Source organism: Pseudonocardia sp. TRM90224 (genome assembly GCF_021245725.1).
Classification (GTDB): Bacteria; Actinomycetota; Actinomycetes; order Mycobacteriales; family Pseudonocardiaceae; genus Pseudonocardia.
The window spans coordinates 14,940-36,291 of the sequence record NZ_JAJGSX010000061.1 but is presented as its reverse complement, the minus strand read 5'-3'; the positions used below and the strand labels follow the sequence as shown (position 1 = coordinate 36,291).

General features: G+C 69.5%; 21 protein-coding genes and 1 pseudogene. 11 read left to right on the top strand and 11 right to left on the bottom strand.

Annotation, left to right across the window (positions count from 1 at the left end; translation table 11 throughout):
* Nucleotides 1-432, top strand: a 432-nt coding sequence (locus LL648_RS40505; RefSeq protein ID WP_232668285.1) for an HNH endonuclease signature motif containing protein, incomplete at its 5' end; no start/stop codon positions are given.
* Here LL648_RS40505 and LL648_RS40500 read toward each other — a convergent pair.
* The 5 genes from LL648_RS40500 to LL648_RS40480 are packed head-to-tail and all read right to left on the bottom strand — an operon-like array spanning nt 418 to nt 5,649.
* Nucleotides 418-1,620: an ADP-dependent glucokinase/phosphofructokinase gene (locus LL648_RS40500; RefSeq protein WP_232668284.1), complete on the bottom strand. Its 1,203-nt coding sequence runs from the start codon at nt 1,618-1,620 to the stop codon at nt 418-420. The two genes, LL648_RS40505 and LL648_RS40500, sit on opposite strands and share 15 nt — an antisense overlap.
* 1 nt (nt 1,621) lies before the next feature.
* Nucleotides 1,622-2,485, bottom strand: a complete 864-nt coding sequence (locus tag LL648_RS40495; protein WP_232668283.1) for a ketose-bisphosphate aldolase — start codon at nt 2,483-2,485, stop codon at nt 1,622-1,624.
* Between the two features lie 30 nt (nt 2,486-2,515).
* Nucleotides 2,516-3,364 (bottom strand): carbohydrate ABC transporter permease, encoded by an 849-nt coding sequence (locus tag LL648_RS40490; RefSeq protein WP_232668282.1) that lies wholly within the window; start codon nt 3,362-3,364, stop codon nt 2,516-2,518.
* A gap of 5 nt (nt 3,365-3,369) precedes the next feature.
* Nucleotides 3,370-4,323 (bottom strand): carbohydrate ABC transporter permease, encoded by a 954-nt coding sequence (locus tag LL648_RS40485; RefSeq protein ID WP_232668281.1) that lies wholly within the window; start codon nt 4,321-4,323, stop codon nt 3,370-3,372.
* A 27-nt stretch (nt 4,324-4,350) separates the two neighbouring features.
* Nucleotides 4,351-5,649 (bottom strand): ABC transporter substrate-binding protein, encoded by a 1,299-nt coding sequence (locus tag LL648_RS40480; protein WP_232668280.1) that lies wholly within the window; start codon nt 5,647-5,649, stop codon nt 4,351-4,353.
* Nucleotides 5,650-5,958: 309 nt separating this feature from the next.
* Between LL648_RS40480 and LL648_RS40475 the strand changes: the two genes are divergently transcribed.
* A complete protein-coding gene (locus LL648_RS40475; protein ID WP_232668279.1) occupies nt 5,959-6,765 on the top strand; it encodes a DeoR/GlpR family DNA-binding transcription regulator in 807 nt (268 codons plus the stop codon).
* An 86-nt stretch (nt 6,766-6,851) separates the two neighbouring features.
* Nucleotides 6,852-7,463, top strand: coding sequence for a cysteine hydrolase family protein (locus LL648_RS40470; protein ID WP_232668278.1), 612 nt, complete (start codon nt 6,852-6,854; stop codon nt 7,461-7,463).
* Between the two features lie 405 nt (nt 7,464-7,868).
* Here LL648_RS40470 and LL648_RS45620 read toward each other — a convergent pair whose 3' ends face one another.
* From LL648_RS45620 to LL648_RS45900, 3 genes and pseudogenes are all read right to left on the bottom strand, one after another.
* Nucleotides 7,869-8,300 carry a DMT family transporter gene (locus LL648_RS45620; RefSeq protein WP_232668277.1) on the bottom strand — a complete coding sequence of 144 codons (432 nt, stop codon included), beginning with the start codon at nt 8,298-8,300 and terminating at the stop codon, nt 7,869-7,871.
* Between the two features lie 51 nt (nt 8,301-8,351).
* Nucleotides 8,352-8,738, bottom strand: a pseudogene (locus LL648_RS45905) (EamA family transporter); the annotation flags it as partial.
* Nucleotides 8,735-9,340 carry a CGNR zinc finger domain-containing protein gene (locus tag LL648_RS45900; protein WP_374112184.1) on the bottom strand — a complete coding sequence of 202 codons (606 nt, stop codon included), beginning with the start codon at nt 9,338-9,340 and terminating at the stop codon, nt 8,735-8,737. The gene LL648_RS45900 and the pseudogene LL648_RS45905, both read right to left, overlap by 4 nt.
* Nucleotides 9,341-9,454: 114 nt before the next feature.
* Here LL648_RS45900 and LL648_RS40460 point away from each other — a divergent pair, with 114 nt between their 5' ends.
* Entirely contained in the window at nt 9,455-9,613 is a 159-nt protein-coding gene (locus tag LL648_RS40460; RefSeq protein WP_232668276.1) for a hypothetical protein, read from the top strand.
* A gap of 15 nt (nt 9,614-9,628) precedes the next feature.
* Here the strand turns inward: LL648_RS40460 and LL648_RS40455 are convergent, their stop codons facing one another.
* Nucleotides 9,629-10,639 (bottom strand): LacI family DNA-binding transcriptional regulator, encoded by a 1,011-nt coding sequence (locus LL648_RS40455; protein WP_232668275.1) that lies wholly within the window; start codon nt 10,637-10,639, stop codon nt 9,629-9,631.
* 112 nt (nt 10,640-10,751) lie between these two features.
* Here LL648_RS40455 and LL648_RS40450 point away from each other — a divergent pair, with 112 nt between their 5' ends.
* Genes LL648_RS40450 through LL648_RS40435 form a run of 4 tightly spaced genes read left to right on the top strand, consistent with a single transcriptional unit; the run spans nt 10,752 to nt 16,092 of the window.
* The gene (locus tag LL648_RS40450; protein ID WP_232668274.1) at nt 10,752-12,107 is read left to right on the top strand and encodes an ABC transporter substrate-binding protein; all 1,356 of its coding nucleotides are present in this window, start codon (nt 10,752-10,754) and stop codon (nt 12,105-12,107) included.
* On the top strand, nt 12,094-13,044 hold the full coding sequence (locus LL648_RS40445) for a carbohydrate ABC transporter permease (protein WP_232668273.1): 951 nt from the start codon (nt 12,094-12,096) through the stop codon (nt 13,042-13,044). The genes LL648_RS40450 and LL648_RS40445 overlap by 14 nt, the downstream gene beginning before the upstream one ends.
* The gene (locus LL648_RS40440; protein ID WP_232668272.1) at nt 13,041-13,880 is read left to right on the top strand and encodes a carbohydrate ABC transporter permease; all 840 of its coding nucleotides are present in this window, start codon (nt 13,041-13,043) and stop codon (nt 13,878-13,880) included. The genes LL648_RS40445 and LL648_RS40440 overlap by 4 nt, the downstream gene beginning before the upstream one ends.
* Before the next feature lie 34 nt (nt 13,881-13,914).
* Nucleotides 13,915-16,092 carry a glycoside hydrolase family 36 protein gene (locus LL648_RS40435; protein ID WP_232668271.1) on the top strand — a complete coding sequence of 726 codons (2,178 nt, stop codon included), beginning with the start codon at nt 13,915-13,917 and terminating at the stop codon, nt 16,090-16,092.
* A gap of 20 nt (nt 16,093-16,112) precedes the next feature.
* On the opposite strand, the gene LL648_RS40430 is transcribed toward LL648_RS40435, so the two are convergent.
* The gene (locus tag LL648_RS40430; RefSeq protein WP_232668270.1) at nt 16,113-17,069 is read right to left on the bottom strand and encodes a S66 peptidase family protein; all 957 of its coding nucleotides are present in this window, start codon (nt 17,067-17,069) and stop codon (nt 16,113-16,115) included.
* 82 nt (nt 17,070-17,151) lie between these two features.
* Here LL648_RS40430 and sigJ point away from each other — a divergent pair, with 82 nt between their 5' ends.
* From sigJ to LL648_RS40415, 3 genes are all read left to right on the top strand, one after another.
* Nucleotides 17,152-18,096: an RNA polymerase sigma factor SigJ gene (gene sigJ / locus LL648_RS40425; RefSeq protein WP_232668269.1), complete on the top strand. Its 945-nt coding sequence runs from the start codon at nt 17,152-17,154 to the stop codon at nt 18,094-18,096.
* 82 nt (nt 18,097-18,178) lie between these two features.
* On the top strand, nt 18,179-19,363 hold the full coding sequence (locus tag LL648_RS40420) for an NAD(P)/FAD-dependent oxidoreductase (protein WP_232668268.1): 1,185 nt from the start codon (nt 18,179-18,181) through the stop codon (nt 19,361-19,363).
* A 62-nt stretch (nt 19,364-19,425) separates the two neighbouring features.
* Entirely contained in the window at nt 19,426-19,806 is a 381-nt protein-coding gene (locus tag LL648_RS40415) for a VOC family protein (RefSeq protein WP_232668267.1), read from the top strand.
* 40 nt (nt 19,807-19,846) lie between these two features.
* Here the strand turns inward: LL648_RS40415 and LL648_RS40410 are convergent, their stop codons facing one another.
* Nucleotides 19,847-21,346, bottom strand: coding sequence for a plasmid pRiA4b ORF-3 family protein (locus tag LL648_RS40410; protein ID WP_232668266.1), 1,500 nt, complete (start codon nt 21,344-21,346; stop codon nt 19,847-19,849).
* Between the last annotated feature and the right edge of the window lie 6 nt (nt 21,347-21,352).

Below are 21,352 nucleotides of genomic sequence, written 5' to 3'. Positions count from 1 at the left end.
ACCCGGGTCCGCACCGCGATCCTCGATTTCGGCGGCGCTATCACCACCAAAGACCTCCGCCAGCTCGCCTGCAACGCCGCAGTCATCCCGATCGTCATGAACAGCGACAGCCAACCCCTCGACATCGGCCGCTCGACGCGGGTGATTCCCGACGGAATGCGACGCGCGGTGACTGATCGTGACCGCGGATGTGCACGATGTGGCCGCCCGGCGAGTTGGTGCGACATCCACCATGTCGTCGAATGGCAGAATGGTGGACCAACTGAAATCGACAACCTCGTCATGCTATGCCGAATGCACCACCGCGAAATACATGCCAGCGAATGGATCGTGCGAATGGTGGATGGTCTACCGGAATTCATTCCGCCCAGATGGGTGGATCCGGACCGAGTACCACGACGACAACCGCTCCACTCGTTATGGCCGCGCTGACGCCAGCGCGGCGAGGAAGCCGCCGACGAAGGTGTCGCCGAGCCCGACGGTCGTCGGGTGCGCGACGTCGAGCGCGAAGCCCGGTGCGCAGCGGACGGCGTCGCCCATCCGTTCGTGCAGCGCCGCCGCGAAGGCGACGGATTCGGGCCGCCGTGATCGCCGGCGCATGTTGTCGACGTCCTCGCCGGTGAACCCGTCGCCGTGGCCGTAGCGGGTGGCAGCCATCACCGTGCCGGTGTCCAAGGCCGCGGTGTACTCGCGGGCGCGCGCGCCGAGCGCCACCGCCCAGTACTTCGTGTGCAGCACCAGCGTCGGCACCGGGACGATCGTGTGCATGGCCGTGAGCGTCTCCGCGACCTCCCGCACCGAGAGCAGGTCGACGGGGTGTCCGACATAGGACTGCATCTCGTCCTCGTTCATGCCGTACACGTCGATCGTTTCGAGCAGCGCGTCTCGCACCCGGCGGCTGAAGGCAGGCTCGTGGTACGCCGCGTCCTCGAAGTAGGTCACCGCGCCGGGCGGCAGCTGCCGCATGTGGGAGCGCAGCGCGGCGAGCCGTTCGGCGAGCGCGTCCTCGTCGCGCATGGCGTTGAACCCGGAGATCAGGAAGACCTCGGCCGTGCGGAGCCGCGCGCCGAGCTCGTCGGCGAGCAGCATGGCCTCGTTGGCGGGGTCGTTGACGTAGATCAGCCGGTTGGGGAACGGCGCGACGATGTCGAGGTCGCCGGCCCGGATCCGCAGGTCCCGGTCGTACTGGACGATCAGGTGGGGGTGGTAGGTGTCCTCGACGCCGCTGCAGATGTGGTCGATGTCCGGTGGGAGCAGTCGGCGCACCGTGTCGTTGATGCTGACCAGGTGGAACGTGGAGGGCACGCCCAGCCGGCTCATCAGGATCCCGGCCCGCACCGAGGTGCCGCCCAGCGTGGTCCGGTGCGGGAACCGGTCGGTGAAGGTCGCGAGCGCCGAGGCGGAGGCGACGAAGTGCTCACCGCCCCCGCCACGGGCCACGTACCCGAGGATCGACACCACGAGGTCCCGCTCGTCGGCCACCACTGGCGGGGGCGACGCCAGTTCCCCCGCGCGGATGCCGTACCCGGTGACCAGCCGCTCGAGCACGTCCGCGGTGAGCGTCATTTCGTGGTCGACGCAGCCGCCGAGGCCCAGTACGACACGGGACGCGCTGCTCACGTCAGTAGAGGGAGGCCTTGCCGGCGGCACCGAACAGCTCGATCTTGTGGGCGGCGACGACGTTCATGGCCTCGATGCACGCGGGCTGGATGGCATTCGGTTCGCGCGTCTTCGGGTCGTTGCCCAGCACCTCGCGCATCCGCTCGTGGTACGCGATCTTGATGTCGGTCGAGATGTTGATCTTGTTGATGCCGATCCGCGCGGCCTCCCGGATCTCGTCGTCCGGGTTGCCGGAGCCGCCGTGCAGCACCAGCGGGATCGAGACCCGGCTCTTGATCTCCTTGAGCAGGTCGAGCTTGAGCTCGGGCTTCAAGTGGGCCGGGTAGAGGCCGTGGAAGGTGCCGATGGCCACGGCCAGGCTGTCCACGCCGGTCTGCTCGACGAACGTGACGGCGTCGTCGGGATCGGTGTAGATGATCTCGGTGGAGCCGCCCTCGGCATAGCTGTCGTTCGCGCCGATGGTGCCGAGCTCGGCCTCGACCGACAGGCCGAGGGCGTGCGCCGAATCGGTCACCCGACGGGAGATCGCCACGTTCTCGTCGAACGGCTTCAGCGAGCCGTCGATCATCACGGAGGTGAACCCGAACCGGAACGCCTCCAGGATCTGCTCGTAGGTGGCGCCGTGGTCCCAGTGGATCGCGATCGGGACCGTCGAGCGGTGCGCGCGCTCGATGATGCCGCTGATCATCTCGCGGCCGATGTGCCGCACCTCGTCGGGATGGATGGCGACGATGAGCGGGGCGTTCGTCTCTTCGCTGATCTCCACGATCCCCTGGAACATTGCCCAGTCACTGATGTTGAAGGCGGGCACGGCGAAGCTGTGCTCGTTGGCGACATCCAGGATGACCTTGCCGGTCGTCAGCATTGCGGTATTTCTCCTTCGTCGTGGAGCGGTTCAGGCCTTCACGGCCCCGGCGGTGAGTCCGCCGATGAACCGTCGTTGGAACAGGAGGAACAGGAGGAGGACCGGAATGGACCCGAGGATGCTCATCGCCATCATCTGGTTCCACTCGTAGGAGTGCTGACCCATGAGCAGCTGGATGCCGATGGGCACCGTGCGCATGTCGTTGGTGCGAGTCAGCGTGAGCGCGAAGAGGTACTCGTTCCACGAGATCATGAACGTGTAGACCCCGACCGCGATCAGGCCGGGCACCGAGATCGGCACCAGCACCCGCCACAGCGCCGTCCAGCTGGTGCCGCCATCGATCTTGACCGACTCGTCCAGCTCGCGTGGCAGCGTGTTCAGGTATGCGGTGATCATGATGATCGCGTACGGAAGCGTGAACACCATGTGCGTGAGGATCAGCCCGGGATAGGTGTTGTACAGGCCGAGCGCGACGACGAGCCCGAAGTACGGGACGACGAGCGTGATCGGCGGGACGACCTGGACGCTGACGATCACGGCGTTGATCGTGCGTTGGAACGGGAACCTGAAGCGGCTGAACGCGTATCCGGCGAGGAGGGCGACCAGCAGCGTCAGGATCGTCACCGCGAACGCCACGATGTAGCTGTTGAGAAAGAATCGGAGCTGCTCGCCGTTGCCCAGGATCTCGAGGTACGCGTCGAGCGAGAAGGTGTCGGTGATCAGGTTCGGTGGGTTCTGGAAGACGTCGCCGTTGCTCTTGAACGACGTGGAGAGCATCCACACGATCGGCAGGCCGGCGAACAGCCCCCCGATGACCAGCCCGGTGATGACGCCGGCCTTTGCGAGGGTGTGCCGGGTCTTTATGCGTGTCTTCGCCATTCCGGTCACTGCTCCCTCTGCTGGCGCACGTAGAAGAAGGCCAATGCTGCGGTGAGGAGCAGGACGATCACGGCAGCGGCGGACGCGGTCGCGAACTCGTACTCGCTGAAGGCCTGCTTGTAGGTGTAGGTGCTGAGCATCTCGGTGGAGTTCAACGGGCCGCCGCCGGTCATCATCCAGATCAGCGCGAACTGCTGGGAGGTCCAGATCAGGTCGAGCACCGCCATGCTGATGATCACCGGCCGCAGCTGCGGCAGGGTCACGTGGACGAACCGCTGGAGCCAGTTCGTCCCGTCGACCGCCGCCGCCTCGTAGAGATCGGCCGAGATGCCTTGCAGGGCGGCGAGCAGGCTGATCATGAAGAACGGGTATCCGGACCAGATGTTGGCGAACGTCACCGCCCACAGCGCCGTCCCCGGCTCGCCGAGCCAGCTCACGCCGTCCTGGATGAGCCCCAACGTCTGCAGCACGTAGTTGACGACACCGGCCGGGTCGAGCAGCAGCCGCCAGATGACGGCGATCACCGCGATCGTGAACAGCCAGGGCAGGATGTAGACGATCCGGAAAACGGCCTTCGTGATCCCGCCCAGCAGTTTCGTGTTGAGCATCATCGCGAAGGTGAGGCCCAGGACCAGGTGGGCCGCGGTGCTGACCGAAATGAAGACGGCGGTGTTCTGGAGCGCAGCCAGGAAATCCGCGTCGGTGAGCACCTTCGCGTAGTTGACGAGCCCGGCGAACACCGGGTTCTTGTTGACGATCACGTTGTCCCGGAACGAGTAGCCGATCACCATGACGATGGGGACCACCATCAGGACCGTGAGCAGCAGCATCGTGGGGGACAGGTAGCCGTAGGGGACCAGGCGTCTGGTCAGGCCGGCGTGGCGCCGGCCGGAGGCGGACCCCCCGGCCGACGCTGCGGTCAACGGTGCAGCCGCCGGATCGACGTTCGCGGATGTCATGGTCGGTCCCCGGATCCGATCACCCGATCACCCGATCACTGCGGACCAGGACTGCTGCGTCGTGGCGAGGGCGTCGTCGACGCTCGCCCCGCCGGTCAGCACGAGCTGGAGCTGCTCGTTGAAGCGGCGCATCAGGTCCTCGGACTTGGGCAGGCCGACGAACTCGTTGGCCGGGTAGCCCTGCTGGTAGATGTCGAAGGCGGTCTTGAACCGCGGGTCGCCGGCGTTGAGGTCGGGCGCCGCGTTCTTGTTGCCGGGGAAGCCGTTGGCGATCGTGCTGAGCTTCGCGTTGACGTCCTTGCCGAGCAGGTACTGCACGAACTTGAAGGCCTCGGCCTTGTGCTCGGTGGAGTCGGAGATGCCGATGCCCCACGACGCGTACGGGATGCCGCGCTCGCCGGTGTAGCCGTCCTCGGCCGGCAGGGCCGCCACCTCGAAGTTCAGGTCCGGCTTGTTCTTCTTGATCAGGTTGATGTGCGCGAGCGAGTCGATCATCATGCCGACCTGGCCGTTGGTGAACTTCTCGACCTTGTCCTGCTCCTTCATGGTGAGCGAGCCGGGCGCGATGACGCCGGCGTCGTTCAGGTTCTTCACGAACTCGACCGCGCTCTTGACCGGAGCGCTGCTCAGATTCGGTTTGCCGTCCTGGAGCATGCTGCCCCCGGATGCCCACAGCCATGACATGACGTCGTTCTGGACGCCGTTGGGGACGGCGGAGTCGAGCGGGAGCGCCCAGCCCTTGACGTCACCGCCGATCGCGCTGATCTTCTTCGCCGCGTCCAGGAACTGGGTGCGCGTGGTGGGCACGCTCGTGACGCCGGCCTTCGCGAGCAGGTCCTTGTTGACGAAGAGCGGGTAGACGAAGTTGACCACCGGGATCATGTAGGTCTTGTCGGCGACCTGGACCTGGCTGGCGAGCTGGCTCGGGTCGTAGTTCGCCTCGGTCATCAGCGTGGACAGGTCGGTGATCGCGCCCTGCTTGGCGAAGTCGTTGACCCATGCGCCGTCCAGGCCCACCACGTCGGGCAGGGTCTGCGACGCCGCGCTGGTGACCAGCTGCTGCTTGGTCGAGGCGTACGGCGCACTCAGCAGCTTGACCGTGATGTTCGGGTTCTGCGCCGTGAAGTCAGAAATGATCTTGTCGAACTCGCCGGCCGGGAGCTCGGCTCCCCACCACTGGGCGAACTCCAGCGTCACCGGGCCGCCCGCAGCGGCACCGTCCGAACCGCTCGAGCCGCCCGAACCGCACGCAGCCGTCAGCGCGAGCGTCGCAGCCACCGCCGCGGCCGACATCAATCGCTTCCACCGGGTTGCGCGAACGGCCATGGCGAGCTCCTTCGTCGGCGAAGTCTGCACTGAAGTCTGAACTGAAATTTGCACTGTTCTCTGCGGTAGCGGCGCCACGCTAGCAGCGTGTTGACCGCTGAGACAAGAGAAGAACAGCAGAAAACCGTGTACTACGGCAAAGGTCTGCACCGGTACGCGGCATGACTGCGACCATGCCCGGAACCGGAGGGCTCAGACGCGTCGGCACGCTGGACGGCAGCGTGCGGCGCGCTCGATGCAACTCTCTGCGGTTTATGCTTCGTCTGGCGCCTGGTTGTGGCATACTGCCGCACTTGTGGAGGGGGAGTAGTGAGCACTGACAATCACGAGCGCCATCGCCGGCTGCCTGCGGGCCGCAAGGCCCAGCTCGCGGCGTACGTCGCCGAGACCGGGCAGGTCACGGTGGCCGAGCTGGCCGAGCGCTTCGGCGTATCCATCGACACGGTGCGGCGAGATCTCGATCAACTGAGTGCCGACGGTGTGCTGGTGCGCACCTACGGTGGCGCCGTCAGCCTGTCCACGGTCTCCCGCACCGACCGGGCTGTCGACCAGCGGCTCACCCTCCAGGAGCAGGAGAAGGAGCAGATCGCGGAGCTGGCGGCCGAGCTGGTCCAGGACGGCTCGACGATCATGATCAACGGTGGGACGACCACGCTGGCGCTCGCGCGCAGCCTGCGCCAGCACCGCGACCTCACGGTGGCGACGAACAACCTGCTGGTGCCCGGGGCGCTGCCGCCCACTGCGATCCGCGACATCTACGTGTTCGGCGGCGCGGTGCGCGCGCTCACGCTCGCCACGATCGGGCCGGTCAGCTTCCGGGCCAACGGCGGCGCCGAACTGGACATCAGCTGCGACCTGGCGCTGATCGGCGTCGGTGCGATCTCGGCGGACGCCGGCTACACGACGAGCAACCTCGCCGAAGCCGCGATGATGCAGGAGATGATCTCTCGCGCGGCTCGCGTGGCGATACTCGCCGACTCGTCCAAGTTCGACCGCCGGCTGTTCGCCCAGGTGTCCGAGCTGGGCAGTGCCGACTACCTCATCACCGACACCGCGCCGCCGCCCGCGCTCAGGGATGCACTCGTCGCGAACGCGGTGGAGGTGATCACGCCGTAGGTCGACCTCTGTGGCGTCCTCGGTGGCATCCTTGCTTCAGCAAGCATCACCCAAGCTTCCTCGATCACGCAGCCCAGGAGTCACGGATGTCCGAACCAGAACCGTCGAGCCCGGCCACACTGCGAGGGCTGAGCGAGCTCCCCTCGGCTCCTGCCCGGTTCGCGGAATCGACCCTCGTCGTGATCGATTGCCAGAACACCTACACCGGCGGCCCGCTCGAACTCGACGGCGTGGAGGCTGCGCTCGACCATGCCGCCGGGTTGCTCCGGCGCGCGCGAACCGCGGGCATCCCGGTCGTCCACGTCCGGCACGACGACGGTGCGGGATCGCTCTTCGACATCCGGGGCGAGACCGGCGCCATCGTCGAGCGCGTCGCACCCCACGACGACGAACCGGTGATCACGAAGAGCTACCCCAACGCGTTCGTCGACACCGACCTGCGCGAGCGGCTCACCGAGGCCGGCAACACGAATCTGATCATGGTCGGGTTCATGACCCACATGTGCGTCAATTCGACCGCACGGGCGGCCTTCAACCTGGGCTACGCGTCGACGGTCGTCGCCGCCGCCACCGCCACCCGGGCCCTGCCCGGGCCCACCGGCACCCTCGCGGCCGCCACCATCCAGGCCGCGAGCCTCGCCGCCATCAACGACCTGTTCGGCATCGTCGTCCCCGACCACTCGGCCATCCCCGACTGACGACCACACCGGGGTCCGGCGCCCGCACGTCGACAACACGGCCTGCCCGGCGATCTTCAACGACGACTACATGAACTGCCTGCCGGGCGACCCGACGACGGAACGTCTGCTGCCGCTCGTGGAGTCCGCGGCCGCCGCGGGCGCGGAGTACTTGGTGATCGACGCCGGCTGGTGCTGGAGAGGTGCTCGTCGGGCGGGATGCGAGCGGGCCACGCCCAGCTGTCGCGGCACAGCATCCAGTCCACGAGCGACCAGACCGACCCCGAGCGCTACGTCCCGATCGCCGCATCGGGGTCGGCCATACAGCCGCGGACCAGACTTCCCGACACACCACGCACGAGCTTGGACGACAGGCCCAGCTGTGTGGTTCGGTGCGACCGGATCAGCCCGCGCAGCCTGCCGGCGCTATCGGTTTTTCTGAAAGTTCGGCCGGCTGCTGAGGCAGACAGCCACGCAGGCGAGTACGGCAGTCGCGGTGGCGGGTACGGCCCATGTCAGTTGCTCGTCGAGCAGGAGTGCCGACCAGACGATGGCCAGGAACGGCTGTGCGAGATTGAGTTGGCCGATACGCCCGACACCCCCGGCGGCGAGGCCGTGATACCAGAGGATCGATCCCAGGAACATGCTGAACACGCCTGCGTAGCCGAGTCCGACCCATGCCGCACTGGTCGCGGGGGTCGGCGGTGACAGAGCGATCACGACGATAGCTGCCGGCGAGAGCAGGATCATCGCCCAACACAAGGTGGCCGTACCTCCCAGCTCGGCGGCGATCCTTCCACCCTCGACGTACCCGACGGCGGTGCTCAGCACGCCGGCGAGCAGCCAGATGTCGGCCACCTGGACACCGCCTCCAGCCTGGAGCACCGCGAACGCCACTATCACTCCGAACCCCGCCGCGCATGACCACCAGAACCGTGTCGGTGGTCGCTCACCCAGCCGAAGCGCGGACAGCACCGCGGTCGCGGCGGGGGTCAAACCGATCACGACGCCGGCGTGGTGTGCCGGGATTTGCTCAACGGCTAACGCTAGGAAGAGGGGATACCCGACAGCCAACCCGGATCCGGCGACGACTAGCCGCAGCGCCATTCGGCGCCCCGGCCATCGAAGCTGCCTTGTCGCCAGGAGGGTCACTGCGCCGAGCACCGCCGCGATCAGGATCCGCCCCGCGGTGACGGTCGCCGGGCCGAACTCGACAGCAACGCGGGTCGCTGGAGCCGTACCACTGAAGCAGAGCACTCCAGCGCTGCCCAGTGCTACGCCGGTCCACCGATTCACCGTTGGTGCCCCTGCCGCTTCCGGTGTTCGCGCACTCGCTGTCGGTTTCCGCAGCGGGCTTCTGCGCACCACAGCCGGGTGCCAGGTCGAGACGTGTCCACGAACAGAAAGGCGCAGTCCGGCGCCGCGCAAGCGCGAAGTCGCCCGCTCAGCGGTCCGCCGAGGAGCTCGATGCAGTCTCCGGCTACAGCGGCGAGTCCAGCCTCCACAGGTGCCCGAGCCGACCACTGGACACCGCCGAGCCGGGTGAGTTGGGGAAACCTCCCCACCCGGGCTGCCAATCGATTCATCACCACGACGTCGGCCGCGTGCAACTCCTCTCCCGCGATGCGCCCTTGGAAGAGCCGGAAGGCGGACTCCCGGAGTGCGTGCGCATCGTCGAGCTCAGCGCAGGTGGCCTCGGCGTCCCCGCAGGAAAGGTTCGCGGCCACGAACCAGCGATCCAGGTCTGCCGGCTCCCTGAGTAGCTCCACCGGAGCGAGGTGACGCCAGAGCAGCGTCGAGCAGAGGTCGAGACTCCAGCGCCCTGCTCGGAACCTGAACTGCTTCCCATCGGCTGTACGAGGTACCGTCACCGAACGACTGTAATGGCTATTACCCATTACATCAATCCGGTTGCACCGGCGCAGCTCGTGCGTCGGCCGGCCGACCGACGATGTCGGTCCCGCTGGCCGCGGTCGTGCATTGCGGAAACGCCCGCTGGACCGCGTCAGAAAGTGGCGATCGCCGCCGAGCACCGGCACACCGAGCTCGCCGAACCGCCACCCGGGCCCACCGGCACCCTCGCGGCCGCCACCATCCAGGCCGCGAGCCTCGCCGCCATCAACGACCTGTTCGGCATCGTCGTCCCCGACCACTCGGCCATCCCCGACTGACGGCCACGTCGGGTGTCACCGGCGCGGTGGGCCGGTGCTCTCCCTCGTCACGAGATGGGTCGGCAGCACTGTGGGGCCGGCCGGCTGGTCGTCCTGCTCGATGAGGCCGTGGAGCAGGTCGAACGCGCGCCGGCCGAGCTCGACGAAGTCCTGGGACACGGTGGTCAGGGACGGCCTGGTGTACGCGGCGAGCGGGGTGTCGTCGAAGCCGATCACGCTGACGTCGCCGGGGACGTCGCGGCCGCTGTCGATCAGGGCCCGCACGATCCCGGTCGCGATGTCGTCGTTGCCGGCGAACACGGCGGTGATGTCGTGCTGCCGGGCGATGGCCGAGCCGACCTCGTACCCGGAGCGCGGCTCCCAGGTCACGGGGATCGGTTCGGGTCGGGGCACGCCGGCTTCCTCCAGGGTCGCGCGCCAGCCGAGGAGTCGACCCGAAGGCAGGAGCGGTGGCACGCCGGCGTGGTGGATCGTGCGGTGCCCGAGGTCCAGCAGGTGCCGGATGGCGGCCCGCGCGCCGCCCTCCTCGTCGAGGAGGATGTGTGCCCGACCGCCCGCCCCGGTGCCGAACACCGTCACGGCGGGCATCCGGGACGGCACGTCCTCGACGGCCGACCGCGCGAGATCGTCATGGGTGAACGCGATCAGCCCGGCGAGCGGTTGTGACAGCAGCCGTTCGACGGCGTCGGCGCGGTCGGACTGGTCGGGCGAGCGGAGCACGGTGATGTTCACCGTGTAGCCCGCGGCAAATGCGGCGTCCTCGATGCCCTCCAGCGTGCGCGCGTAGCCGTAGAGGCTGGTGTTGGAGGCGACGACGGCGACGGTGGACCCGCGGCCGGTGACCAGCGCCCGGGCGGCGCTGTTGGGGTGGTAGCCGAGTGCGTCGACGGCGGCGAGCACCCGGGCCCGCGTCTCGGGATGCACGCGTTCCTGATCGTTGATCACCCGGGAAACCGTCTGGTAGGAGACCCCCGACGCGCGTGCGACGTCTCTCATCGACGGCTGCCGGATCCGTGGCGTGCTCATGCGTCTCCCTTGCAGACAGGTCTTGACGGTACTCCGTGTGAACGTTCACACTGCCGCACAACACTCGATGTGAACGCTCACATCGCCGATCGTGTCTCGATGAGGAGCCGCCATGCCCGATCACACGACCACCTCGAGCGGTGCGGGCGCACGACCGGTGTCCCGCAGGCGCCTGCTCGGTTACGGGGCCGCTGCGGCCGGTGCGCTGGGCGTGGGATCCCTGCTCAGCGCGTGCGGGGGAAGCGGAGGTGGCGGCGTCCCGGCCGGCCCCGACGCCCGCGCCGACCTGGTGCTTTCGTCGTGGCAGATCCCGGTGGACATCGTGACCTACCGGAAGTTCGCCGCGGACTACACGGCGACGCACCCGAACGTCACCATCACCGTCCAGGAGACCCCTGGCGGCGACTTCAACCAGTGGTTCACCACCCAGCTCGCGGGCGGCAGCGCGCCGGACATCATCCGGATCACCTGGCAGCAGATCGGGCGCTACGCGCAGAACAACGGCGTCATCGCGCTCGACGACTACCTGGCTCCGGACTACGGCGCCGACTTCGCCCCCACGTTCTGGTCGGCGGCACAGCTGGACGGGCGCGTGCACGGCATCCCGCAGCACACCGACACGTTCGCGACGTTCTACCGCACGGACGTGTTCAGCAAGATCGGTGTGACGCCGCCGGCCGGCCTCGACGAGGCCTGGACGTTGGAGCAGTTCGTCGACATCGCCCGCGAGGTGAAGCGGGCCACCGGTGCGTACGCGCTGTCCTACGGCTTCGGCGGTGTCCCGACCGGCTACCGGTGGCTGCCGTTCCTGTACATGCACGGCGGGCAGCTCGTCGCGGACGACGGTGTGACCCCGGCGATCGACAGCCCGGAGGGCGTCGAGGCGCTCGCCTGGTTCCAGCGGCTCTACACCGACGGCCTGATCCCCATGTCGAACACGGTGAAGGGGTCGAACGACGCGTCGACTGTGAACTCGTTCATCACCGGGCAGGCCGGGATGATGATCTTCGGTGACTGGATCATGTCGGACGTCGGCAAGGGGCTGCCCCAGGAGGCGTGGGGCGTCACGTACATGCCGCGCGGGCGCTCGGCCGCGTCCGACCTCGGTGGCAACCTGCTCGCCGTCACCGCCACCTGCAAGAATCCGGCCGTCGCCGCGGACTTCATCCAGTTCGTATGCAACGAGCAGAACATGCGCTACTTCTGCGAGAACGACCTGTTCCTGCCGGTGCGCACGGCATTGAGCCAGCAGCCGCTCGCCTACAAGGCACAGCAACAGCAGATGACCCTGTTCGCCGAGCAGGCCACGACGGTGCCGGCGTCGATGGCGAAGGTGCAGACCTCGCCGAAGTTCAACGCGATCAACCAGGTGCTGGCCGACGAGCTCGACCTGTGCTGGACCGGGCAGAAGACACCGGCCGACACGGCCCGCTCGATCGCCGCCGGGATCCGCAATGCCACTGCATGAGCTCGCGACGGCGCCACCGGGCGTCGGCGGGACCGAGCGGGTGCGAACGCCGGCGCCACGGCCGCGCCGCGCACGCTCGCAGGCCATGGCGGCGTGGCTGTTCATCGCGCCGAGCCTGGTGCTGTTCGCGGTCTTCGCGTTCGCGCCCATCGCGATCTCCGTGGTGCTGAGCTTCCAGGACGTCGCCGTGTTCGGCGGCGGGCGCTTCGCCGGGCTCGACAACTACGGCGAGCTGGTCACGACGCCGCTGTTCTGGACGACGGTGCGCAACACGCTCGTGTTCACCCTCGGCACGGTGCCGACGAGCACGGCGATCGGGCTGCTGCTGGCCGTGCTGCTCAACCGGCGGCTGCCGGGACGCGGCCTGATCCGCAGCCTCTACTTCCTGCCGATGGTCGTCTCCGGGGTCGCCGTGTCGCTCGTCATGGCGTGGATCTTCAACGCCGACAACGGGATCGCGAACGCCGCCCTCGCAGAGCTCGGCCTGCCCCGCGTCGGGTGGCTCAGCTCCCCGGACTGGGCGATGATCACCCTCGTCCTGGCCGTGGTGTGGGGCCGGATCGGCTTCTGCATGGTCACCTACCTCGCGGCGCTGCAGAACATCAACCCGGCCCTGATCGAGGCCGCCGAGATCGACGGTGCAGGCCCGTGGAACCGGTTCACGCGGATCGTCTGGCCCCTGCTGGCGCCCACGACCTCGCTGCTGGTCGTGCTGAACGTCGTGTTCTCGATCCAGGCGTTCGACGTCATCTACGTCCTGACCGGCGGTGGTCCGGGCTTCGCCACCACGGTGCTGGTGCAGTACGTGTTCCGGGCCGCCTTCACCGACGGCCGGATGGGGTACGCATCGGCGATCGGGGTCGTCCTCGTGCTGGCACTGCTCGCCCTCACGCTGCTGCGCAGCCGGCTGGTCCGGCGGACGGGGGACGTCTCATGACGACCCCATCGCGGCGTGACCGGATGACCGTCGGGCGCTGGTCGATCTGGGTCGTGCTCGTGCTCGGCGGCCTGGTGATGCTGTTCCCGGTGTACTGGGTGCTCGTCACGGCCATCAGCCCGGGCGGGCTCGCGCAGGGCTCCGGGTTCGCCCTCTGGCCCGACCGCATCGATCTCGGCGTCTTCGGCAGGGCGTTCACCGACCAGCCGGTCGGGCGTTGGCTGGCCAACTCGCTCGTGATCGCGGTGGCGGGCGTCGTCCTGACGGTCGTCGTGAGCCTGCTCGCCGGCTACGCCTTTGCCAAGTACCGCTTCCGCGGCCGGGACGCGCTGTTCGCGCTGATGCTCGTCACCATCATGGTGCCGATCCACGTGATCATGGTGCCGGAGTTCGTGATCGTCTCCAGGCTCGGCCTGGTCAACTCGCCGTGGGCGGTCGTCCTGCCGACCGCAGCCCAGGCCGTCACGATCTTCATGGCCCGCCAGTTCCTCGCCGGCCTGCCCGACGAGCTGCTCGAGGCCGCCCGGGTGGACGGCGCGGGGGAGCTGCGCATCTTCCTGCGTGTGGTGCTGCCGTTGAGCGGGCCGCTGATCGCGGTGCTCACGATCCTGACGTTCGTCTGGCGGTGGAACGACTTCGTCTGGCCGCTCGTGGCGCTGCAAACCCCGAACGACTACACGATCTCGGTGGGGCTCGCGGCGCTCAACGGCACCTTCTCCCATCCCTGGGACGAGATGATGGCCATCACGCTGCTGTCGATGGTCCCGGTCGTCGCAGTCTTCCTCGCCTTCCAGAAACGGTTCGTGCGCGGCATCGCCGAATCCGGCCTCAAGTGATCCAGAAGTGATCCGACCAGCGAAGGACCCATCCATGTCAGAACTGCTCGCCCCCGCCGAGGCGTCGACCCGAACGTCGACCCGGACGGACCACATCGCGTGGCGCTTCGGAACGGGTGAGGTCCGCCTGGTCGCAGCGGCGGACGCCCCGGTCCGGGTGGTGTCCGTGCAGCTGGACGGGGACCCGTCCGCGTGGCCGGCCGATCTGCACCACGCCGTGCCGCTCGTCGAGCTCGCACTTGGTGCCGAGGGCCGGCAAGGCGCGAGCCCGCACGCCCAGCACCGCCGCTACCGGCCGTCGAGCCGGCTGCGCCACGTCCGGCACGAGGCCGTCCACGCGGCCGTCCACGCGGACGGGATCGACGTGCTGACCGTCGAGCAGTCCGACCCCGAGAGCAAGATCGTCGTCACCACCCGGCTCGAACACCGGCCCGGCGCGTCGGTGTTCCGCGCCACGACCCACCTGCGCAACGCCGGCGCGGCACCGGTCACCGTCCGGTACGTCTCCTCCTTCACCCTCGCCGGGTTCGCCGACCAGGACATCCTCGACGCGCCCGAGCGGCTGCAGCTCCACCACGCCCGCAACGCGTGGGACGCGGAGTTCCGCTGGCGCCGCACGTCGCTCGAAGACGCGGGCGTCGTCGACATCGGACGCGTCGGAGAGGGCAACGACTCGTCGCTCGGGCACTTCGGCGTGCGCGGCTACGGCAGCTGGTCGACGGGTGATCACCTGCCCGTCGGCGCGGTCGTCGACACCGCCACGGGACGGGCGTGGACGTGGCAGGTGGAGCACAACGGCCCCTGGCAGTGGGAGGCGCTCGACCGGAGGAGCCGCCTCTACGTCGGCATGAGCGGTCCTACCGCGCAGGACCACGAGTGGGAGGTCGTGCTGGCGCCGGGCGAGGAGTTCGTCGGCGTGCCCGTCGCCGTGGCGGTGTCCGCCGACGGCCTGCAGGGTGCGCTCGCCGAGATCACCCGCTACCGGCGGCAGGTCCGGCGCCCGCACGTCGACAACACAACCTGCCCGGTGATCTTCAACGACTACATGAACTGCCTGATGGGCGATCCGACGACGGAGCGCCTGCTGCCGCTCGTGGAGTCCGCGGCCGCGGCGGGCGCGGAGTACTTCGTGATCGACGCCGGCTGGTACTCCGACGAGCCCGGGTGGTGGGACATGGTCGGGGAGTGGCAGCCGGCGCCCTCCCGGTTCCCCGGCGGGCTCGGCGAGGTCACCGCCGCGATCACCGCGGCGGGGATGGTCCCGGGGCTCTGGCTGGAGCCGGAGGTGGTGGGCGTGCGCAGCCCGCTCCTCGCGCGGCTGCCGGTGGAGGCGCTGTTCTGCCGCGACGGGGTGCCGCTCGTCGAGAACGGCCGCCACCAGCTCGACTTCCGCCACCCGGCCGTCGTCCGGCACCTCGACGAGACCGTCGACCGGCTCGTCGCCGAGTTCGGCGTCGGGTACTTCAAGCTCGACTACAACATCAACATCGGGGCGGGCACCGACGTCGACGGCTCCCGTCCGGGCGCCGGGCTGCTCGGGCACAACCGGGCCTACAGCGGGTGGATCGACGGCGTGCTCGACCGGCACCCGGGGCTGGTGCTGGAGAACTGCTCGTCGGGCGGGATGCGAGCGGACCACGCCCAGCTGTCGCGCCACAGCATCCAGTCCACGAGCGACCAGACCGACCCCGAGCGCTACGTCCCGATCGCCGCGGCGGCACCGGCGTCCGTCACGCCCGAGCAGTCCGCCGTGTGGGCCTACCCGCAGCCGGAGTGGTCCGCCGACGTCAACGACCTGACGCTGGTCAACGCGCTGCTCAGCCGGGTGCACCTGTCCGGGCGCATCGACCTGCTCGACGCCGCCGGCCGCGCGTCGGTGCGGCAGGCCATGGACGTCTACAAGGGCCTGCGCCACCGGATCCCGCACGCGCTGCCGATCTGGCCGCTGGGCCTGCCCGGCTGGTACGACGCGTGGTGCGCGGCCGGGCTGCTCGACGCGGAAGGCGTGTTGCTGCAGGTGTGGCGCCGCGGCGGCGACGACGCCGTCGTGCTGCCGCTGCCGCAGCTCGCCGGCCAGGAGGTCGACGTCGAGCCCCTCTTCCCGACGCACGCGCGCGGCACAACGACCTGGTCGGCGGCTGCCGGCGAGCTGCGCGTGCACCTGCCCGACGCGCCGTCGGCCCGGCTGCTGCGCCTGTCTCCGCGCCGGTAGCGAGAGGGGGCCGCCGCAGGTCACACCCGCGGATTGCCGCCCATCGTGAGAGTGCCCGCATCCGCGTCGAGCACCGCATCGGCGCCGAGCGCGACGCAGACCTGATCGGGGAAGCCGTCGGCGTCGAGCGCGCCACCGTGGCCGATCGGCAGCCCGCCGTGCACCGGCACACCCAGCTCGCAGAGGTGGTCGCGCAGCACGTCGAGCACCGTCCAGCCGCGGTCGACGTAGTCGTCGAACCCGCTGATGAGGCCGAGCGCCACCCCGGCGAGACCGGCAAGAGCGCCGGCCCGGCGCAGCTGGGTGAGCTGGCGGTCGACGCGGCCGATCCCGATCCCACGGGTGTCCTCGATCAGCAGTATCGCCCCGCGCAGGTCGGGCAACCCGGCGCCGACCCGATGCGCGATCGTCGAGAAGTTCCCGCCGACCAGCGGCCCCGACGCGACCCCCGACACCCGCACCCCGGCCGACAGCGCGCTCGGATCGGACACCACGGTGTTCCGGTTCGTGCCCATGAGCAGGGCGCGCGCGGAACGGGCCGCGTCAGACCCGATGACGCAGCCGTGGAAGCACACGAGCCGGCACTCCCGCCACAACGCCAGGTGCAGGTCGGTGATGTCGCTGAACCCGAGCACCGGTTTCGGGTCGCGGCGGGCCGCGGCGAAGTCGAGCTGGTCGGAGATCCGGTAGGCGCCGGCACCCCCGCGGGTGGCGACGATCGCGCGCACCGTCGGATCCCGGAAGGCGTCGTTCAGGTCGGCGAGGCGGTCGGCGTCGCGGCCGGCCATGTATCCGTACCGATCGGTCGCGTGCGCCCCGACGTCGACGGTGAGACCCCAGCCCTCCAGCGTCTCCTTGGTGAGGCGGAGGCCGTCCCCCTCGGGCCAGCTCGCGGGGGAGACGAGCCGTACCCGGTCGCCCTCCCGCAACGGCGGCCAGAACAGTGCGTCGGACGATGGAACAGCCCCGGTCGCCACGAGGTCGATGGTCGCATGTCCGCATGTCCGGGCGTCGCCGGATGTTCGGGTGTCGCCGAGTGCCGCGGGTACCGTCGCCCGCATGCCGGTCGGTGCGCGCGAGGTCGAGGTGTTCGAGGGAGCCAGGCCACGGTTGGAGGCCATCGCGTACCGCCTTCTGGGGTCGGCGAACGATGCCGAGGACGCGGTGCAGGACACGTTCCTGCGCTGGCAGGCGGCCGATCGTGGGTTCATCGAGACGCCCGAGGCGTGGTTGACGAAGGTGCTCACCAACCTCTGCCTCAACCGGCTCACGTCCGCGCGGGCCAGGCGCGAGACCTACGTGGGCCAATGGCTGCCCGAGCCGGTGCTGGCCGGGGACCGGATGCTCGGGCCGTCCGACACGGCCGAGCAGCGCGACTCGGTCTCGATCGCGATGCTCACGCTGATGGAGCGGCTCTCGGCCAAGGAACGTGTCGTGTACGTGCTGCGCGAGGCGTTCGGGTACACGCACGGCGAGATCGCCGAGGTGCTCGACCTCACCGAGTCGAACTGCCAGCAGATCTACCGGCGGGCCAAGCAGAACCTGGCCGCCGACCGGCGCCGGGTCGTGGTCGATGCGGGCGCGGCCCGCAAGATCGTCGAGGAGTTCCTCGCTGCGGCGCTGAGCGGCCGGACCGAGGCGCTGGTGCGGTTGCTGAGCGACGACGCGATCAGCCTCGGCGACGGTGGTGGCCTGATCTTCTCGCTGCCGCGGCCGGTCACCGGTGCGCTGCGGGTGGCGAGGTTCCTGCGCACGCTGTTCGAGCCCAGCGAGGCCAAGTGGGAGTTGATCGGCGGCCGGCCCGTCCTGTTCGCGGCGGTCGCCAACGGCCTGCCTGCGGTGGTCCTGATGGTCGAGGACCGGGTCGCCGGCGTGGTCTCGCTGGACGTGACCACCGACGGCATCGCCGCCGTCCACACGCAGGTGAACCCCGAGAAGCTCGAACGGGTGGCCCGCCAGTGGAGCACCTCCGAGCACGGGGAGCCGCTCGTCGACACCTGGTGACTCAGGTCACAACACGTGGATGTCAGGCTTCGCGCTCCTGCCCGGTTCAGGGAGCACGGACCAACCTGACAGGAGCAACACCATGAAGCACCGCATCGTCGTCCTCGGGGCCGGATACGCCGGAGCCAATGCTGTCGGGCGGCTGGCAAAGCGGCTGCACCCGGCCGACACCGAGATCGTCCTCGTCAACGCCGATCCCGAGTTCGTCGAGCGCGTCCGCATGCACCAGCTCGCGACCGGCCAGGATCTGGCGCCCCGCGCCCTGTCCGACGTCTTCGCGGGCACGGGCGTGCAGGTCCGGCTCGCCCGGGTCACCGCCGTGGACGTCGACCGCAAGAGCGTGGGCGTCGTCGATGCCGACGGAACCGGCGAGATCGCCTACGACACGCTCGTCTACGCCCTCGGCAGCACCGCTGCCGACTGCGGCGTTCCCGGTGTGGCCGAGCACGCCCACCACCTGGCGAGCAAGCAGGCCGCGCTGCGGCTGCGCTCGCGGCTGGCCGATCTCGCCCCGGGCGGGACGGTGCTCGTCGTCGGCGGTGGCCTCACCGGCATCGAGGCCGCCACCGAGATCGCCGACGCCCGGCCCGACCTCGAGGTCGCCCTCGCGGCCCGCGGCAGGTTCGGCGACTGGCTGAGCAAGAAGGCGCAGACCCACCTGCGCGCAACGTTCGACCGGCTCGGGATCACGGTGCACGAGAACACCGACATCGCGGCCGTCGCGCAGAACGGCGCGGTCACCACCGACGACCAGGCCATCCCGGCGCAGGTGACCGTCTGGACGGCCGGCTTCGCCGTGCACCCCATCGCCGCGGCAACAACGCTGGAGGTCTCCGAGACGGGGCGGGTCGTCGTGGACGACACCATGCGGTCGGTCTCGCACCCCGACGTCTACGCCGTCGGTGATGCCGCCTTCGCGTCGGGCGCGAGCGGGGCGCCGCTGCGGATGTCCTGCGCCTCGGGAGTCCCCACCGCCTACCTGGCCGCGGACGCGATCACCGCCCGCCTGACCGGACGCGCGATCCCCCCGAACAAGATCGGCTACACCGGCCAGTGCATCAGCCTCGGCCGCCGCGACGCGATCGTGCAGTGGGTGACCCCGGACGACCAGGCCAAATCGTCCGCCTTCACCGGCCGGACGGCAGCGCGCCTCAAGGAGCTGGTGTGCCGGGGCGCGGCCTGGAGCATCTCCCACCCGACGCTCATGATCCCGAGCCGGCGCCGCCGGACCGTCCCGGCAGGACAACCGGTCGCCACCACCGTCTGACTGTCGGGATGATCGAGCGATGGCGCCCTGTTCTGTCGAAGCGTGCTGGCACGCTGTTGCACATGCGATCTCGGGTATCAGGCATGTGGTGGGGCGTGGCGGTCGAGGCACCCGATCCGGCGGCGTTGGCGCGTTTCTACTTCGAGCTGCTCGAGTGGCCGATCGTCCATGAGCAACCCGGTACGACGGTGATCGGCACGCCAGGCGGCAGCTTCCTGGTCTTCCAACAGGCCGACGAGTACCGGCGCCCGGTCTGGCCGCCGTCGCCGGATGACCAGCGGCCGATGATGCACCTGGACATCCAGGTCGGTGATCTCGCGGACGCAGTGGCGGAGGCACTCACCCTGGGCGCTGAGCTGGCCGAGCACCAGCCGCAGGAGAACGTCCGGGTGCTGCTCGACCCGGCCGGCCATCCGTTCTGCCTCTGCCGGGACGACGGCTGAGCGTCGAGCAGAGGTCTACAGCCAACTCTCCCGACGACGGTCAGGGCCAGGTCCACACAGCTGCGCGGGCGAAGGCGACACCGAGCTCCGTGACGTGCTCGGGCCCGCCCACCCGGCGGCCGATCGCGCCGAGGTGCTCCAGCACCGCACGGGTCCCGAGGGTGGCGCGGTGGGCGTCAGGAGGGGTGACGGGGCCGTTGTCGACGACCCAGCCGATGGCGCTGAGTCCGTGGGCGACTTCGGCGTCGAGACTGTCCCAGCCGGCGGCGATCCCGATCAGGAGGAGCAGCCCGGCCTGCCGTTCGTACCTGTCGGTGGTCGCCCCGACCGGCATGCGGGCCGCCAGATGCGACCACAGCCCGGTCGGGTCGAAGGCCAGCTTCCGCCCAGCCGGGGTGCGAACGAGCTTGCCGCGGTGCTTGCGGACGAGCTGTGCCTGCTGCGCCGCCTCCCGGAACTCCAGGACGGGGAGGGTCTGTACCTCGCGATTGAGCTTGCCGATCCAGCTGTCAGCGATGCCCAGTTCCGCAGCGAACGCCTGGACCTGGGCAGGTGGCAGGTAGCCGGCACCGGTCAGCGCGATGCCGTCCGGGCCGACCTGGTCGAGCAGCCACTGGAACGGGCGCACCGCGCTCGCGACGGCCACCTCGTCGGGCTGCACGGGCCGGGGAATGCCGGCGATCGCCGTCCGCAGCCACGCCTGGTCGCCGGCTCTGCCGACGGCCTGCACGAGATCGGCGAGCGCCTCCGGCAGGTCGGCGTCGTCCAGGACGGGCGCCGCCAACGCCGTGTTGATCGCGTCGATGTCGAACGGCACGGGTTTGAGGGCGTCCGGATTGACGTCCCCGTACATGTCCCTGACGTCAGCCAGCGCGAGCGCGTGCTGGGGGTGGGTCGGGTCCGTGGCCACACTCCACATCTCGTAACCGTGGACGCCGCCGCAGTCCTCGGCCGGCCCAGGCCGCTGGCCTGCCGTGCACACGGCCCGAGGTGCCTCGTCGGTCCGCGGTAGAACGGCCTCGAGCTTGACGGTGTGCATCCAGCCGTCGCCGAAGTCGTAGCCGTAGGTGATCCGATCGCCGACGTCGACCAGCAGCTCGTCGATGCGGACCTCGTCCTCCGGAACGCCCGGCTGGCCCTCGTCGACCTCGAACTGCATCAAGTAGGACTCAGAGTGCTGGTCGTAGATGCTGGCGCCCGAGCTGAACCGGTGCAAATGGTTGTCGGTCCAGCCCATCGTGATTTGCAGGACCGTGTGCAGCTCGCTCAGCAACATGTCGGAGGCGAGCTCCAGGCGCCGCCACAGCGGAGGCTCGGTGTCCTGCAGATCCACCCGGACCTGCAGGGTGACGACGTCGGTGCGGCGCGGTCGGCGGGCCGAGGGTGGCGTGGGCCGGGGGAGCGGGCTGCGCCCGACGAACCCTCCGGTCAGCCGCTGCGCCAGTTCTGTCGCCGTCGCTCGGTCGAGTCCGGCGAGCTGCGCCTGGAACTGGCGCACGAGCGCCTCGGGGGCGATGGGCTCGTCCGGGGTGCGTGCCATCGCCGC

Coding starts and splice junctions, on each gene's coding strand:
- LL648_RS40495 (WP_232668283.1), bottom strand. CDS start 2,485: ATGCTGACGACCGGCAAGGTCATCCTGGATGTCGCCAACGAGCACAGC.
- LL648_RS40490 (WP_232668282.1), bottom strand. CDS start 3,364: ATGGCGAAGACACGCATAAAGACCCGGCACACCCTCGCAAAGGCCGGC.
- LL648_RS40485 (WP_232668281.1), bottom strand. CDS start 4,323: ATGACATCCGCGAACGTCGATCCGGCGGCTGCACCGTTGACCGCAGCG.
- LL648_RS40480 (WP_232668280.1), bottom strand. CDS start 5,649: ATGGCCGTTCGCGCAACCCGGTGGAAGCGATTGATGTCGGCCGCGGCG.
- LL648_RS40470 (WP_232668278.1), top strand. CDS start 6,852: ATGTCCGAACCAGAACCGTCGAGCCCGGCCACACTGCGAGGGCTGAGC.
- LL648_RS45900 (WP_374112184.1), bottom strand. CDS start 9,340: ATGGGTAATAGCCATTACAGTCGTTCGGTGACGGTACCTCGTACAGCC.
- LL648_RS40455 (WP_232668275.1), bottom strand. CDS start 10,639: ATGAGCACGCCACGGATCCGGCAGCCGTCGATGAGAGACGTCGCACGC.
- LL648_RS40450 (WP_232668274.1), top strand. CDS start 10,752: ATGCCCGATCACACGACCACCTCGAGCGGTGCGGGCGCACGACCGGTG.
- LL648_RS40445 (WP_232668273.1), top strand. CDS start 12,094: ATGCCACTGCATGAGCTCGCGACGGCGCCACCGGGCGTCGGCGGGACC.
- LL648_RS40440 (WP_232668272.1), top strand. CDS start 13,041: ATGACGACCCCATCGCGGCGTGACCGGATGACCGTCGGGCGCTGGTCG.
- LL648_RS40435 (WP_232668271.1), top strand. CDS start 13,915: ATGTCAGAACTGCTCGCCCCCGCCGAGGCGTCGACCCGAACGTCGACC.
- sigJ (WP_232668269.1), top strand. CDS start 17,152: ATGCCGGTCGGTGCGCGCGAGGTCGAGGTGTTCGAGGGAGCCAGGCCA.
- LL648_RS40420 (WP_232668268.1), top strand. CDS start 18,179: ATGAAGCACCGCATCGTCGTCCTCGGGGCCGGATACGCCGGAGCCAAT.
- LL648_RS40415 (WP_232668267.1), top strand. CDS start 19,426: ATGCGATCTCGGGTATCAGGCATGTGGTGGGGCGTGGCGGTCGAGGCA.
- LL648_RS40410 (WP_232668266.1), bottom strand. CDS start 21,346: ATGGCACGCACCCCGGACGAGCCCATCGCCCCCGAGGCGCTCGTGCGC.